This window comes from Ralstonia sp. SET104 (assembly GCF_003851545.1).
Lineage (GTDB): Bacteria > Pseudomonadota > Gammaproteobacteria > Burkholderiales > Burkholderiaceae > Ralstonia.
The window spans coordinates 97,923-112,441 of the sequence record NZ_BHVX01000002.1 but is presented as its reverse complement, the minus strand read 5'-3'; the positions used below and the strand labels follow the sequence as shown (position 1 = coordinate 112,441).

14 protein-coding genes are annotated in these 14,519 nt (G+C 62.6%); 5 read left to right on the top strand and 9 right to left on the bottom strand.

Going from position 1 to position 14,519, the window contains the following annotated elements:
• Window positions 1-94 precede the first annotated feature (94 nt).
• From mutS to PSUB009319_RS23450, 3 genes are all read left to right on the top strand, one after another.
• Window positions 95-2,752, top strand: coding sequence for a DNA mismatch repair protein MutS (gene mutS / locus PSUB009319_RS03145; protein WP_124380808.1), 2,658 nt, complete (start codon window positions 95-97; stop codon window positions 2,750-2,752).
• A 5-nt stretch (window positions 2,753-2,757) separates the two neighbouring features.
• Window positions 2,758-3,834: a metallophosphoesterase gene (locus PSUB009319_RS03140; RefSeq protein WP_124380807.1), complete on the top strand. Its 1,077-nt coding sequence runs from the start codon at window positions 2,758-2,760 to the stop codon at window positions 3,832-3,834.
• Between the two features lie 228 nt (window positions 3,835-4,062).
• Complete coding sequence (locus tag PSUB009319_RS23450) at window positions 4,063-4,215, top strand: integrase core domain-containing protein (RefSeq protein ID WP_124380806.1); 153 nt, start codon at window positions 4,063-4,065, stop codon at window positions 4,213-4,215.
• A gap of 707 nt (window positions 4,216-4,922) precedes the next feature.
• On the opposite strand, the gene PSUB009319_RS03130 is transcribed toward PSUB009319_RS23450, so the two are convergent.
• A complete protein-coding gene (locus PSUB009319_RS03130) occupies window positions 4,923-5,450 on the bottom strand; it encodes a peptidylprolyl isomerase (RefSeq protein WP_124380805.1) in 528 nt (175 codons plus the stop codon).
• Window positions 5,451-5,461: 11 nt separating this feature from the next.
• Between PSUB009319_RS03130 and PSUB009319_RS03125 the strand changes: the two genes are divergently transcribed.
• Window positions 5,462-6,691 (top strand): cupin domain-containing protein, encoded by a 1,230-nt coding sequence (locus PSUB009319_RS03125; protein WP_124380804.1) that lies wholly within the window; start codon window positions 5,462-5,464, stop codon window positions 6,689-6,691.
• Window positions 6,692-6,930: 239 nt separating this feature from the next.
• A complete protein-coding gene (locus PSUB009319_RS03120; RefSeq protein WP_124380803.1) occupies window positions 6,931-7,167 on the top strand; it encodes a hypothetical protein in 237 nt (78 codons plus the stop codon).
• A 153-nt stretch (window positions 7,168-7,320) separates the two neighbouring features.
• Here the strand turns inward: PSUB009319_RS03120 and PSUB009319_RS03115 are convergent, their stop codons facing one another.
• The 8 genes from PSUB009319_RS03115 to PSUB009319_RS03080 form a co-directional block, all read right to left on the bottom strand.
• Window positions 7,321-8,106, bottom strand: a complete 786-nt coding sequence (locus PSUB009319_RS03115; protein WP_124380802.1) for an MBL fold metallo-hydrolase — start codon at window positions 8,104-8,106, stop codon at window positions 7,321-7,323.
• A 34-nt stretch (window positions 8,107-8,140) separates the two neighbouring features.
• Window positions 8,141-9,349, bottom strand: coding sequence for an outer membrane protein assembly factor BamC (gene bamC, locus PSUB009319_RS03110; RefSeq protein ID WP_124380801.1), 1,209 nt, complete (start codon window positions 9,347-9,349; stop codon window positions 8,141-8,143).
• Window positions 9,350-9,410: 61 nt separating this feature from the next.
• Entirely contained in the window at window positions 9,411-10,295 is an 885-nt protein-coding gene (gene dapA / locus PSUB009319_RS03105; RefSeq protein ID WP_124380800.1) for a 4-hydroxy-tetrahydrodipicolinate synthase, read from the bottom strand.
• Window positions 10,296-10,413: 118 nt separating this feature from the next.
• A complete protein-coding gene (locus PSUB009319_RS03100; protein WP_124380799.1) occupies window positions 10,414-10,980 on the bottom strand; it encodes a bifunctional 2-polyprenyl-6-hydroxyphenol methylase/3-demethylubiquinol 3-O-methyltransferase UbiG in 567 nt (188 codons plus the stop codon).
• Between the two features lie 10 nt (window positions 10,981-10,990).
• Entirely contained in the window at window positions 10,991-12,193 is a 1,203-nt protein-coding gene (locus tag PSUB009319_RS03095) for a tryptophan--tRNA ligase (RefSeq protein WP_124380798.1), read from the bottom strand.
• A gap of 21 nt (window positions 12,194-12,214) precedes the next feature.
• Window positions 12,215-12,880: a site-2 protease family protein gene (locus PSUB009319_RS03090; protein ID WP_124380797.1), complete on the bottom strand. Its 666-nt coding sequence runs from the start codon at window positions 12,878-12,880 to the stop codon at window positions 12,215-12,217.
• Between the two features lie 66 nt (window positions 12,881-12,946).
• Entirely contained in the window at window positions 12,947-13,570 is a 624-nt protein-coding gene (locus tag PSUB009319_RS03085) for an L-threonylcarbamoyladenylate synthase (protein ID WP_124380796.1), read from the bottom strand.
• Window positions 13,571-13,599: 29 nt separating this feature from the next.
• Window positions 13,600-14,460 carry a 3',5'-nucleoside bisphosphate phosphatase gene (locus PSUB009319_RS03080; RefSeq protein ID WP_124380795.1) on the bottom strand — a complete coding sequence of 287 codons (861 nt, stop codon included), beginning with the start codon at window positions 14,458-14,460 and terminating at the stop codon, window positions 13,600-13,602.
• Between the last annotated feature and the right edge of the window lie 59 nt (window positions 14,461-14,519).

Genomic DNA, 14,519 nt, shown 5'->3' with positions numbered 1-14,519 from the left:
CTGCATCGCAGGTGTGCAACAATTGCGCGATTCAACACCTTCCGCGCACGGCCCAATCGGATTCAATCGGGCTGCGCGCCACGCATGACACCGCATGGCTGAACACTCCGCTCCGGTTCTGGAGATCGATCCGAAATACGGCCCGTTCGACAAGCACACCCCGATGATGCAGCAGTATCTGCGTCTTAAATCGGGGCATCCGGACACGCTTGTCTTCTACCGCATGGGCGACTTCTACGAGCTCTTCTTTGAAGACGCCGAGAAAGCCTCGCGCCTGCTGGATATCACGCTCACCGCGCGGGGCAGCTCCAATGGGCATCCGATCCGCATGGCGGGCATCCCGTTCCACGCGGCCGAGCAATACCTCGCCAAATTGGTCAAGTTGGGCGAATCGGTCGCCATCTGCGAGCAGATTGGAGACCCGGCGACCACAAAAGGGCCGGTTGAGCGCAAGGTGGTACGCGTCGTCACACCCGGCACGTTAACGGACGCCGCGCTGCTCTCCGACAAGGTCAACAATCATCTGCTGGCCATTGCGCATCTGCCGGCCAAGCGCGGCGCGGCGCCGTTGATCGGCCTGGCGTGGCTCAACCTTGTCGGCGGCGAACTGCGCCTCATGGAATGCAGCCCAGACCAGCTCGACCGCGAACTCGAACGCATCCGCCCAGCCGAAGTGCTGGCCGACGATGCAACGCTCAACGCCATCCAAGTCGACGTTGCACGCACACGCCTGCCCGATTGGCACTTCGACGTGGAAGCCGGCACGCGCCGCCTGCGCGAACAACTGGGCGTGGCGAGCCTCGTCGCCTTCGGCGCGGAAACGTTGACGGCCGCGCTGGCGGCTGCCGGCGCGCTGCTGAACTATGCCTCGGCCACGCAAGGCCAATCACTGCGTCACGTGATCGGCCTGACCGTCGAGCATGAAAGCGAGTTCATCGGCCTGGACACCGCCACACGCCGCAACCTGGAACTGACCGAGACGCTGCGCGGGCAGGAATCGCCGACGCTGTTCTCGCTGCTCGACACCTGCGCCACCAGCATGGGCAGCCGCCTGCTGCGTCACTGGCTGCATCACCCGCTGCGCGATCGCGCAGTGCCGCAAGCACGGCAACAAGCCATTGAAGTACTGCTCGGCAGCGATTGGCAAACGCTACGTGCAACGCTGCGCACGCTGTCAGATGCGGAGCGCATTACCGGGCGGCTTGCGCTGCTAAGTGCACGCCCGCGCGATCTTTCCTCGCTGCGCGACACGCTTGCGCGCTTGCCCGAGATTCGCGAAGAGTTGCCGCAGAGCGATGCCGCTCCGCTGTTGGCCGAGCTTTACGCTGCGCTCACGCTGCCGGAAGACGCTCACGACCTGCTCCAGCGCGCCGTGATGACTGAACCGGCGGCGATGGTGCGCGACGGCGGCGTGATCGCCCGCGGCTACGATGCGGATCTCGATGCGCTGCGAGACATCTCGGAGAACTGCGGTCAGTTTCTCGTCGACCTGGAAGCCCGCGAGCGCGAACGCACCGGCATCGCCAATCTGCGTGTCGAGTACAACCGTGTGCACGGCTTCTACATCGAAGTCACCAATGGCCAGGTGGCCAAGGTGCCCGATGACTACCGCCGCCGCCAAACGCTCAAGAACGCCGAACGCTACATCACGCCCGAACTGAAGGCATTTGAAGACAAGGCACTCTCCGCACAGGATCGCGCCTTGTCGCGCGAAAAACTCCTTTACGAAGAATTGCTGCAGAAGCTGCTGCCGCATCTGGCCGAGTTCAAGCGCATCGCCGCCGCGCTGGCACAGGCCGATGTGCTTGCCACACTGGCCGAGCGCGCGCATGCGCTGTCGTGGTCGCGCCCGATGCTGACGGATGCGCCCGGTATTGAACTGACGCGCGCGCGCCATCCTGTAGTTGAGCAGCAAGTCGAGCAGTTCGTCGCCAACGACTGCGTCCTGCAGGACGCGCGCAAGCTCCTGCTGATCACCGGCCCGAACATGGGCGGTAAATCGACCTTCATGCGCCAAACCGCATTGGTCGTGCTGCTTGCATACGTGGGCGCGTTTGTGCCGGCGGAAGCTGCGACCATCGGCCCGATCGACCGAATCTTCACACGCATCGGCGCAGCCGACGATCTGGCCGGCGGACGTTCGACCTTCATGGTTGAAATGACGGAAGCCGCCGCCATCCTGCACCGCGCCACGCCCAACAGCCTGGTGCTGATGGACGAGATCGGGCGGGGCACGAGCACGTTCGATGGTCTGGCGCTTGCGTGGGCAATCGCGCGCCATCTGCTCTCGCACAACCGCAGTCACACACTGTTCGCCACGCACTACTTTGAACTGACGCAACTGCCGCAGGAGTTCGCACAAGCCGCGAACGTGCATCTCTCGGCCGTTGAACACGGCGAAGGCATCGTCTTCCTGCATGCCGTGCAGGAAGGCCCGGCCAGTCAGAGTTACGGCTTACAGGTGGCGCAACTGGCAGGTGTGCCGCAACCGGTCATTCGTGCAGCGCGCAAGCGACTGGCCTGGTTGGAGCAGCATTCTGCCGACACCGGCGCCACACCGCAGCTCGACCTCTTCGCGCTCGCAGCGAATACCCCCCTCGACGACGAGGAGGCCGACGACGAGGACGACATTGAGGCTCCTGGCGCCGCGCTGACCGACGCCCTCGCTGGCATCGATCCCGACGACATGACGCCGCGTGAAGCGCTCGACGCGCTGTACCGGCTCAAGGCGCTCGCGAGCCCGACCGCCTGATCCCGATGGCCCGGCACGGCTCGGCTTCCCGCACGCTCCAATGCATCGCCATGATGTGGGCAATGCTGCTGCCGATGGCCGTACCGGCCGCGCCCAAGGCCGCGAAACCTGCCCCGGACGCACCGGCAGCCTTCACGTTTGCCGTGATAGGCAACGTGCCCGAGCGCGCCGAAGATGTGGCCCCCGCACGCGCATTGCTCGACGCTATCGACGCCGAACACCCGGCCTTCGTCGTCCACTTGGGCAACCTCAAAGGCCGCGACGAATCGTGCTCCGACACGCTGCTCGAAACGCGCCACGACCTGCTCGACAGCCTGATCACGCCCGTCATCTACATCCCGGGGGACCACGACTGGAGCGACTGCCAGCGCCCCACCGCCGGCAACTTCGACCCCGTGGAGCGCCTATTGCGCCTGCGCGAACTGTTCTACCCCGACGACAACACGCTCGGCCAGCGCACCATGACAGTCATGCGCCAATCCGATCAGGCCAAATTTCGCAGCTACCGCGAAAACACGCGCTGGACGATGAACGACGTGCTGTTCGTCACCCTCAACGTGCCTGGCGACAACAACAACTACAAGATCGCCGGCGGCCGCAACGGCGAATACGAAGACCGCCTCGAAGCCAATCGCCAATGGCTCGCCCGTGCCTTTGCCGTTGCCCGCCAGCGCAAAATGGCTGGCGTCGTGATCATGATGCAGGCCGACCCGCTCTTTGAAGACGGTTGGGAACGCCGCCGTGCTCCTAACCTGCTCGACGGTCTGCTTCGGCGCCGCACACATGACGGTTATCTGGCACTCAAGCGGCAACTGCGCGCGCTTACGCAGGGCTACGACGGTGCGGTGCTGCTCGTCCATGGTGCGAGCCAGACCTTCGTGCTCGACCGACCGCTCAAGGACGAAGACGGCCAGCCCGATCCGCACGTCATGCGCGCACGCACCTATGGCTCGCCGGTGCTCGATCGCTGGCTGGAAGTGTCCGTCACGCCGGGCCGCAAGCCGCTCTTCCATATCCGCAGCCGCCGCATCGACAACACCCCCGCTCCGGCCCCGGAAATCACGCCTGCACCGGCGCAATGAAAAACGGGAGCCGAGGCTCTCATACCCTGCGGGTGCATAGTTTGTGAGGTAGTGCTCGCGAAATAGTCGGTGACAACCGTTTCCACGCCTATGTGCAAGTATGTAGAAATACATCGCTCAACATAGTTTGGTTGAGCGCAGACGCCACGTCGGTGCCTTCTCGTATCCCTTCCCGATGGCGCTTGCCAATCGGCTACTAGGTCCGTAGTGCGGGGCGTTGGCTCTCTCATGCACTGCAGGCAGCTGATTGAGGAATGGCGTATCGAGTACAACACCGAGCGGCCTCACCGCTCGCTCGGCTATCTGCCCCCCGCGCAGTTTGCGCAGGGGCATGAGCAGAAAGCGTTTTTAACCTCGGACTCTACGTGCGATTCGTACTAAACCGGGAGCAGGTCAAGCCAACTACAAGGTCGTTTGTAACGCCGATATAAGCTCGCGCTCGAACGACGACAGCGCCATTGACGATGTGTTTAGATGGCGCAACTCCTCTAAGGCTACGTCCAACGACGTAGGTCCGCCAATTGCCCTCCATAGGACCTCTCCAACCTGGACGGGAATCCCATACTCGTCTAGAGCATTCACAACGGGGCTCCGGCCCAAATTTTCGATATGCGCGATGTAGGCGTCGTAATTCCCTGGCACGAGGTTGAATCGTTGAAAGATGTGCTGTTGGATACGATTCAGTGCGGAGAGCAGGTTCGGGGCCTTAAATTCAGACCACTGACGCTGGAAGTCCAACGCCGAATCAATTGCGTCCTCGATATGTGAGCCGTCTTTGTGAAAAACTCCGACAACTTCTTTGAACGATTTGGCACCCAAAACCTTCCACAGTAAGAACGCCAGCTGAGCCCCGGAACTCACGCCACTTCGCCGGCGTCTATCCGTAAAGTGCTCCCACACTAGCTCACAAGTCCACTTAAATTGCTCCCAATCGGGGTAGGGTATGGCTTCCAAAAAACGCGGACAAAAAAACACCCCTGCATGAGGGGCGTCTGAGTAAAAAACTAGCACTCTTCAGCTAACTATGTATTCCCGCTTGGGGGGAATAACCGAAGCTCCCGTTCTCTATATCCGGATGGACTTGCCGATCAGTGCAGCGTGTGTGGCTTGTCGTCGTCTTCGTCCTCGTCCACCACTTCGAGGCCGTTTTCGCCGTGCACGTGGCCGTGCTCGATTTCTTCAGCCGTGGCTTCACGCACTTCGGTCACCCTGAGTTCGAAGCGCAGCGCCATGCCGGCCAGCGGGTGATTGCCGTCCAGCACGACCTTGTCTTCGGCCACGTCGGTGACGGTGTAGACAATGGCGTCTTCCTCGTCACCGTCTTCGGGCACGCCCTCGAATTGCATGCCGACTTCCAGCGGCTCCGGAAAGCGATCACGCGGCTCGATCTTGATCAACTCTTGATCATAATCACCGAAAGCATCGTCCGGCTCGAGTTGCAGGTTGGTCTCGAAGCCTTGCTCCTGGCCGTCCAGCGCTTCCTCGATCTTGGGGAACGTGCCATCATAGCCGCCGTGCAAATACACCATCGGCTCATCGGACTCCTCGATGACGTTGCCCTGCGCGTCGGACAGTTTGTAAGCCACCGACACCACCGTATTCTTCGCGATTTTCAATTGCGCACTCCATGAACGAAGCCCCATTATACGCTGCCGATGGCGGCGTCCAACCCGCTCTTCCGGCGGGGCATCCGGCACAGCTGCTTGGCGGTCTTTCGCCGCGCGATTTCATGCGCACGCACTGGCAGAAGAAGCCCCTGCTGATCCGTCAGGCACTCTCGCCCGAAGAGATGCGTGCGCTGCACTTTCCGCTGTCGCCCGAACGTGTGCTGTCGCTGGCCGAGCGCCCCGACGTTGAGTCGCGGCTGATCGCGCAATCGCGCGGACGCTGGTCGTTCAACCACGGCCCATTCGACGAGCGCCCGCTGCCCTCGCGCAAGACGCGCAACTGGTCGGTGCTTGTGCAGGGTGCGAACCTCGTCGAGCCGGCCGTCGAAGCGCTCATGCAGCGCTTCCGATTCATTCCCGACGCGCGGCTCGATGATGTGATGATCAGCTTCGCCACCGACGGCGGCGGTGTCGGCCCTCATTTCGATTCGTACGATGTGTTCCTGCTACAGGCGCATGGCAAGCGCCGTTGGCGGATTTCCGCTCAGGACGATCTCACGCTCGTGCCCGACCTGCCGCTCAAGATCCTTGCCAATTTCCAGCCCGAAGAGGAGTTCGTGCTCCAGCCCGGCGACATGCTCTATCTGCCTCCGCACTACGCGCACGATGGTGTGGCTGAGGGCGATTGCATGACATATTCGATCGGTTTCCGATCGCCCTCATACCGCGAGTTGGCGGGCCATTTTCTAGGCTTCCTCTCGCAAACACTGGAAGACGACCCCAACTTCGAAGGCCGCTACGCCGATCCCGATCAGAAGCCGACCGACCGACCGGGCGAATTGCCGGCCGCCATGGTCAAGGCGCTCGCCCAGAAGCTCAATGCACTGCGCTGGACGCCCGAACTCGTGGGTGAATTCCTTGGTGCGTACCTGTCCGAACCCAAGGATCACGTCGATTTCGTCACGCAACCTCGTCTGCCGCTTGCCCGCTTCACCGCCCGGGCACGCAAGGAAGGTATCGTGCTCGATGCGCGCACGCAGGCGCTGTATGACGCGCAACGCTTCTGGATCAACGGCGATACGTTTGAGCCCTCGGGAACACTGCTTGCGTGGCTTTGCGCGTTGGCGGACGCGCGCCACGCGAGCGCTGCATCGGTCGATGCTGCGGCCAGCTTGCCTGATCTCATGGATACGTTACACGCATGGTACGAAGAAGGCTGGCTGAGGTTGGCCGGGCCTGCGCGGCAATGATTCCGCGTTGAAACAGATCGTTACAAAAGTGCTTGGATCGTACGTGCGCCAGGCCAGACTGAGCTACACAGGGTAAGTAAAGGTCGCTATAATCCGACGCTAGCTTGCAGGCCGAGCAGCCCTCGTGCAGCTTGGCTGCCAGCATAGAAGAAGGTGTAGTACCTGAGCGATAATTACCGGTAATTATTCATCGCCCTTTCTGTTGTCCGCTTTCCATATTCAGTTTAAGGATCGAAAAAATGAAAAAGTCTCTCCTGATCGCCTCGCTGATGGCTGCTGTGGCTCTGGCTGCTTGCGGTAAGAAGGAAGAAGCAGCTGCTCCGGCCGCTGCTCCGGAAGCCTCGGCTCCGGCCGCTGCTGCTCCGGCCGCTCCGGCTGCCTCGGACGCTGCTGCTGCTCCGGCCGCTCCGGCTGCTTCGGACGCTGCTGCTTCGGCTCCGGCTGCTGAAGCTTCGGCCCCGGCTGCCAAGCAATAATCGCGCTTCTCGCGAGACAAAAAAGCCGACCTTCGGGTCGGCTTTTTTTATGCGCATGATTTAGGCGACAACCAGCACAGCAATTGCACCACCCGACTGCCACTCAAAGTTGTTTCTGAATCTTACAAGCAGTCCTTGCCGAGCCGCCTGCGCTCAAACGGTGCGCCAGAGCAGGCCCTCTTCCTGATCCGCAATCGGGACGTCTTCAACGCTTGCCCCCAGTGGCACAGCAATCGCCTGAGCCGCTAGCAACGGAGTGTTGTTCTGCTTTGACAGATGCGCGGCCACCACCGTATGCAACGCGTCATGGTGCACGCGCGTGAGAATCGCCGCGGCAATGTCATTGGCCAGATGGCCAAAATCCCCGCCGATACGGCATTTTAATGACCATGGATAGGCCGAGTTGGCCAGCATCTCGCGGTCGTGGTTGCACTCAAGCACGAGCGCGTGCATGCCCTTCAGGTGCGTACAAAGGTATTCCGTCGACATACCGGCGTCGGTCAGCACACCCAGACGCCGTGCACCATCGTGGAAGACGAACTGCAACGGTTCGCGCGCGTCATGCGGCACGGTGTACGGCAAGACCTGCAGGTCGTCAATGCTGAACATATCGTCAGCGCGGCAGAAGCGCACGGCCGCGCGGTCAGCGCCGCGCAGGTTCTCGGTGGCACGATACGTGCCGTGGCTTGTCCAGACGGGGAGATTGAATTTGGCGGCAACCGCATAGGCGCTGCCAACGTGATCGCTATGCTCGTGCGTGACGAGGATGGCGTTGAGAGATTCCGGCGTGCAGCCCAGGCGTTCGAGCCGCCGGACGGTTTCGCGGATACCGAACCCGCAATCCAGCAGGATGCGAGTGCACGTCGTTCCGCTCGCGGATTCGACGAGCAGCGCATTTCCTTCACTGCCGCTGCCAAGGCTGGCGAATCTCAGTGTCATCGCCCACCCAGGCAGCCGTACTGCATTATGCTGATTACCGCAATTGCTCGTCGAGCAGCGACAGAATGCGCTTGCCGATGTCGCCGGTCTGCGCGGAGCCGTCATCGTTCTGTACCAGAACCGTCGACGACGTGCCGGCATCCTTGACCACCACGCGATAGCGCTTGGCGCGCTTGAGGTCTTCAATCTTGGTGCCAGAGAACAGGCGTGAGAAGAAGCCCGGTGCGTTGGCTTCTGCACGGGTATCAGCGTAGCGGACGAAGTACACGCCTTGCGTGCGGTCGCGGTCATCCACAGTGAAGTTCACGCGGTCCAGCGCCAGACCCACGGTGCGCCAGGCGCGATCGAAGGGTTCCGGCACCTGCAGGGCTGGCTGACCATTCGATTGCGTCAGCAGCGACGGGCCGGCGGCGCGCACAGTCTGCACGCCCTCGGTCTCCTTCGTGCCCGCTTGCACCGGGTGCGCAGTCTGCGTTTGTGCCAGCTTCTGCTGTGCGGCTTCCTTGCTGGCGCCCAGACGCTGCATCAGGCGCGAGAGGAATTCGGCTTCGAGCTCCGGATCGGCCGGACGTGGCGTCCATACGGTCTGGTCCTTGGATGAACCCACCAGCTGTTCCTGCGCGCCGCGGTGCGAGATGTAGACCTCGACCGAACCGTTCGGCCCCTTCTCGATGCGGGTGCGGAACTTGTCGCGCTCAGAGGTCGAATACAGGCCGTCGAACACCTTGCCCACCGTGCGGCGGATGATGTCCTGCGGAATTTTCGCGCGGTTCTCAGCCCAGTCGGTTTCCATGATGCCGGTCTCGGGCGAGTCGATCACCAGCAGGAAGCCGAGTTCCTGCCAGAACGTACGCAGTTGCGGCCACAGGGCGTCCGGCGTGGTCTTCACGACAAGCCAGCGCTGATTGCCGTCGCGCTCGATGCGCATGTCGGATACGGCGGGCAGCACGTTCTCAGTGCCCGAGCCGGGCGCCGTAACCTTGGGTGCCGTCGAGGTATAGGCCGACAGCGTGGTCGTGCCCGTGTCCGGCGCAGCGTAGCGGCGGTCAGCCTGAATGCCGGTCAGATCGGGCGGGACCTCAAGCGTCGGGCCCTTCTTGGCCTGCGATTTGTAATCGATGCGGTCGGGCTGCATCGCCTCATTGACGGTATCGCAACCGGAAATCAGGGCAACCGACAGCGCGGCCAGCAACAGTTGAGCGGACGTCGCCACAGCCCCGCGACGGGTTTGGTGCAGTTTCATTGACTTGCGATCCTTCAGATGAGAACGATGGCTTAAGGGCCTGAGAAGCGCCTTGAAACAATCAGGAGAGCAGCCCGGCATCTTTCAGGGATGCGCGCACAACCTCGTGATACTGGGGAGCCAGTGGCGTCAACGGCAGGCGGATGCCGCCCTCCATTTTGCCCATGGCCTGGAGAGCCCACTTGACGGGAATCGGATTCGCCTCGACGAATAGACTCTTGTGCACCGACAGCAACTGCATGTGGATGCGGCGTGCCGTCTCCACATCGCCGCGCATGGCGGCAGCGCACAGCTCGTGCATGGCACGCGGTGCCACGTTGGCCGTCACAGAGATGTTGCCGTGACCGCCCAGCAGCATCAGCGCGATGGCGGTCGGGTCATCCCCGCTGTAAATCTTGAACGACGCTGGCGCGCCCTTGATGAGCTGCGCGGCACGGTCGATGTTGCCGGTGGCTTCCTTCACGCCGATGATGCCCGGCACTTCGGCCAGACGCAGCATGGTTTCGACCGTCATATCGGCCACCGTGCGGCCGGGCACGTTGTACAAGATGACGGGCAGGTCAACCGACTCAGCCACCTTGCGGAAGTGCAAATACATGCCTTCCTGCGTCGGCTTGTTGTAGTACGGCACGACTTGCAGCGAGGCATCGGCGCCCACCTGCTTGGCGTAGGCCGTCAGCTCGATCGCTTCGGTGGTGGAGTTGCCGCCGGTGCCGGCGATGATAGGGATGCGCTTGTTGGCTTGCTCGACCGCCACGCGGATCAGCTCACGATGCTCTTCCACCGATACGGTCGGAGATTCACCGCTGGTGCCAACGATCACGATGCCGTCGGTACCCTCGGCGATGTGCCAGTCGATAAGCTTGCGCAGGGACGGGAAATCAAGGCTGCCGTCCTCGTGCATGGGCGTGACGATGGCGACGAGACTGCCGGAAATCTGGATCATGGTTTCGAAAGCAGACAAAAGCGTGAACGTAAACAGTCGGATTGTACCGGATCGTCAGAACGGATTCGCCACATCTGAGACCCACCAAGAGACGGGTACGACACGACACTCAGCAACTTCAAAGTGCGTAGCGCAGGGCAACCTCGCCGGCAGGTTCGCGAACCGCGCAAACCCGCTGCACATAAGCATCCCGGGGCGATGCGAGAAAACCGTCTTCGTAGCCGATCACGCGCAACTGACCTCGCACAGCATCGAGCAGCTCGCCCGGCGCCAGCAGGAATGCCGGATTGGACGGCTTCCCGACGGTTTCGTTTCCAACGGCGAAGGTTTCGTAGATCAGCCGGCCACCCGGCGCAACGGCTGCCAGCAACTGTGGCCAAAGTGGCCGGTGCAGGTAATTCGTGACGACAACGGCATCGAACGTGGCTCCGGCAGGCAACGGCCAAGGGCCCGCCTCAATGTCGGCGAGGATGGTTTTGACGGCCCCCGAAAGGCCTGCAAGCGCTGCCGCATCGCGGTCGACGCCAGTCACACGCAGACCACGCGTGGCAAGCCAGCGTGCGTGACGGCCGCTGCCGCAGGCGACATCCAGCACCGAGGCGCCGGCCGGCAGCTCAGCCGCCCAACGCGTCACCCAAGGCGAAGGAGCTGTCAGCGTATGCGGATCACGTGCAACAGCAGACATCAACAGCCCATCAGCTATAGGACAGGCCCATCGCCTCGCGCACCTCACGCATGGTCTCTTGCGTGACCTTGCGTGCGTTGTCGCAACCATCGGCGATGATGGCGCGCAGCAGAGACGGGTCGTCCATGTACTTCTGGGCGCGTTCGAGCATCGGCTGCTGCTCGCGCAAAATGCCTTCGATCACTGGCTGCTTGCACTCCAGGCAGCCGATGCCGGCGCTGCGGCAGCCCTTCTGCACCCACTCTTTCGTGTCCGAATCGGAGTAGACCAGATGCAGTTGCCAGACCGGGCACTTGTCGGGGTCGCCCGGATCGGTGCGGCGCACGCGAGCCGGGTCAGTCGGCATGGTGCGGACCTTTTTCTCGACGGTTTCCTTGTCCTCGCGCATGCGGATGGTGTTGCCATAAGACTTGGACATCTTCTGGCCATCGAGACCGGGCATGCGCGACGCTTCAGTCAGCAGCACCTGCGGCTCAGGCAGGATGATCTTGCGAGCGCCTTCCAGGTAGCCGAACAGGCGCTCCCGGTCACCCATCGAGAGGCTTTGCGACTCGGCCAGCAGCGCGTGAGCCTGCTCCAGCGCTTCGTCTTCACCGCGCTCCTGGTAGGCCGTGCGCAGCTCCAGATACAGCTTGGCGCGCTTGCCGCCGAGCTTCTTGGCCGCTTCCAGCGCCTTTTCTTCAAAGCCAGGTTCGCGGCCGTACAGATAGTTGAAGCGGCGGGCGACTTCGCGCGTCATCTCGACGTGCGGCACCTGGTCTTCACCCACCGGCACGAAGCCAGCGCGGTAGATCAGGATGTCAGCAGCCTGCAGCAGCGGATAGCCGAGGAAGCCATAGGTGGAGAGATCTTTTTCCTTGAGCTTCTCGATCTGATCCTTATAGGTCGGCACGCGTTCGAGCCAGCCCAGCGGCGTGCCCATCGAGAGCAGCAGGAACAGCTCGGCATGCTCGGGCACGCGGCTCTGGATGAACAGCGTGGACTGCGTCGGATCGACACCAGCGGCCAGCCAGTCGATCAGCATTTCCCACACGGACGCCTCAATCACCTCGGGCGACTCGTAGTGCGTGGTCAGCGCGTGCCAATCGGCAACGAAGAAGAAGCATGGGTATTCGGCTTGCAGCCGGACCCAGTTTTTCAGAACGCCGTGGTAATGCCCCAGGTGCAGAGCACCGGTCGGACGCATGCCGGAGAGAACGCGGTCAGGAAACATGTGGGAAATGGAGTTGAAGACTCAGGAAAACAGCATCTGCAGCGGGCTCAGAATCCACTGCAGCAATTGAAACAGCAGCGCCATGATCGGGCGCATCCAGAAATTGGTGATGACGTCGTAAATAATCAGCGCCATCACGATAAAGAAACCGAATGGCTCGATGCGCGCAAACGCCAGCGCCGCGCGCGGTGGCAGCAACGCTGTCAGCACGCGCCCACCATCGAGTGGCGGCAACGGAAACATGTTGAACGCCGCCATCACCATATTGACGAGAATGCCAGCGCGCGCAATGCCGATCAGGAACGGCTCATTCACGCCGCCCACGGCGAACAGCACAGCCAGCGCTCCCCAGAGGATCGCCTGGACAAAGTTAGTGGCCGGCCCCGCCAGCGCCACCCACATGCCGTGCCAGCGCGGATCGCGCAGGCGGCCAAAACGCACCGGCACCGGCTTGGCGTAGCCGAACACGAAGGCGCCCTTGGTCGCGAAATACAACAGCAGCGGCATCGCAATCGTGCCGATCGGATCGATGTGCCGCAGCGGGTTGATGCTGATGCGGCCCATGACATAGGCGGTATCGTCGCCGAAATGCTTGGCGACATAGCCATGCGCGGCCTCATGCAGCGTGATGGCAAACAGGACGGGAATCGCGTAAATCGCGATGTTCTGGATCAGGGTGGGGTCCATAGGCGGGCTATTGTAGCAAGCGCGCGTGGCGGCACGGCGCCGCCGAAACACGCGTCGAGTGCGCGCTTACAAGCCGACGCGGGCGGGATCGCCCCGACCCTGACGCACGAGTTCAGGCTCGCCGCCGGTCAAGTCGACGACGGTGGTGGGTTCAGCCGGTGCGGGGCCGCCGTCGATGACAAGTTCGAGCTGCTTTTCGAGCCGGTCCCGAATGGTTTCGGCCTCATTAAGCGGCGCATCATCGCCGGGCAGTTGCAGCGTGGCCGATAGCAGCGGCTCACCCAGTTCGGCCATGAGCGCCAGAGGAATCGGGTGTTCGGGCACGCGCAGGCCGATGGTTTTACGCGACGGGTGCGAGAGCCGACGCGGCACTTCCTTGGTCGCTTCCAGCAGGAACACGAACGGGCCGGGCGTGGCCGCCTTCAGCACTCGGTATTGCTTGTTGTCGACGCGCGCGAACGTAGCCAGTTCGGAAAGATCCCGGCACATCAGCGTGAGGTGGTGCTTTTCGTCGATACTGCGCACACGGCGCAGGCGCTCGACGGCCGATTTGTCGTCCAGATGACAGGCCAGCGCGTAGCAGGAATCGGTGGGCAGCGCGACCAGGCCGCCGGCACGGATGATTTCAGCCGCTTGGCGAATCAAGCGCCCTTGGGGCGTAGTTGGGTGGATTTGGAAGAATTGGGACATGCGGCGCGGACGGGGACGAGGGCGAAGACCTACGACATCCACCGGCTCCATACCGGCGTCAGATTGTCGGGCAGCGGCGGCAGCGCGCCGAGTTCGACCCGGCCCTCACCGGGGCCGTGAAAGTCGGAACCGCGCGAAGCCAGCAAGCCATAGCGGCGCGCCACGTTGGCGTACAGCGCGTATTGGTCGGGCGTATGGCTGCCGGTAATGACCTCTACGCCCTCGCCTCCCAGCGCCTTGAATTCATCAAACAACGCGCTGTGCTCGACCAGCGACAGCGTGTAGCGGCCTGGATGTGCCATCACCGCGACGCCGCCCGCGCCTTTGATCCAGCCAACCGCATCGGCCAGGCGCGCCCAGCGGTGCGGCACGTAGCCCGGCTTGCCGTCGCCGAGGTAGCGCTCGAACACCTCGTGAATATCGCGGCAATGGCCGTGCTCAACGAGAAAACGTGCGAAATGCGTGCGCGAGACCATGTCGGGGTTGCCAGCGTAGCTCAGCGCGCCTTCGTAGGCACCTTCGATGCCGAGCTTGGCAAGCGCGGCGCTGATGTCTTCGGCGCGCGCGCAGCGGCCGGAGCGCGTGCGTTCCAGGCCCTGCACCAGATCGGCGTTGTCCGGATCGATGCCCAGGCCGACGATGTGCAGCGTACGCCCCGCCCATGTGACGGAAATCTCCACGCCCGACAGGTAATCCATGCCCAACGCCGCCGCTGCTTCGCGCGCTGCGGCCTGACCGCTCACTTCATCATGATCGGTCAGCGCCCAAAGCGTCACACCGTGGGCGGCAGCGCGTGCAGCCACTTCGCGCGGCGTGAGCATGCCGTCCGACACCGTGGAATGACAGTGCAGATCGGCGTTTCGGGCAGAGGCAGCGGAGATGTTCGGCATTTGGTCATTTTACTGCTGCAGCGCGCCACCTGGGGCCTTCACCCCACCACGGAACGGCA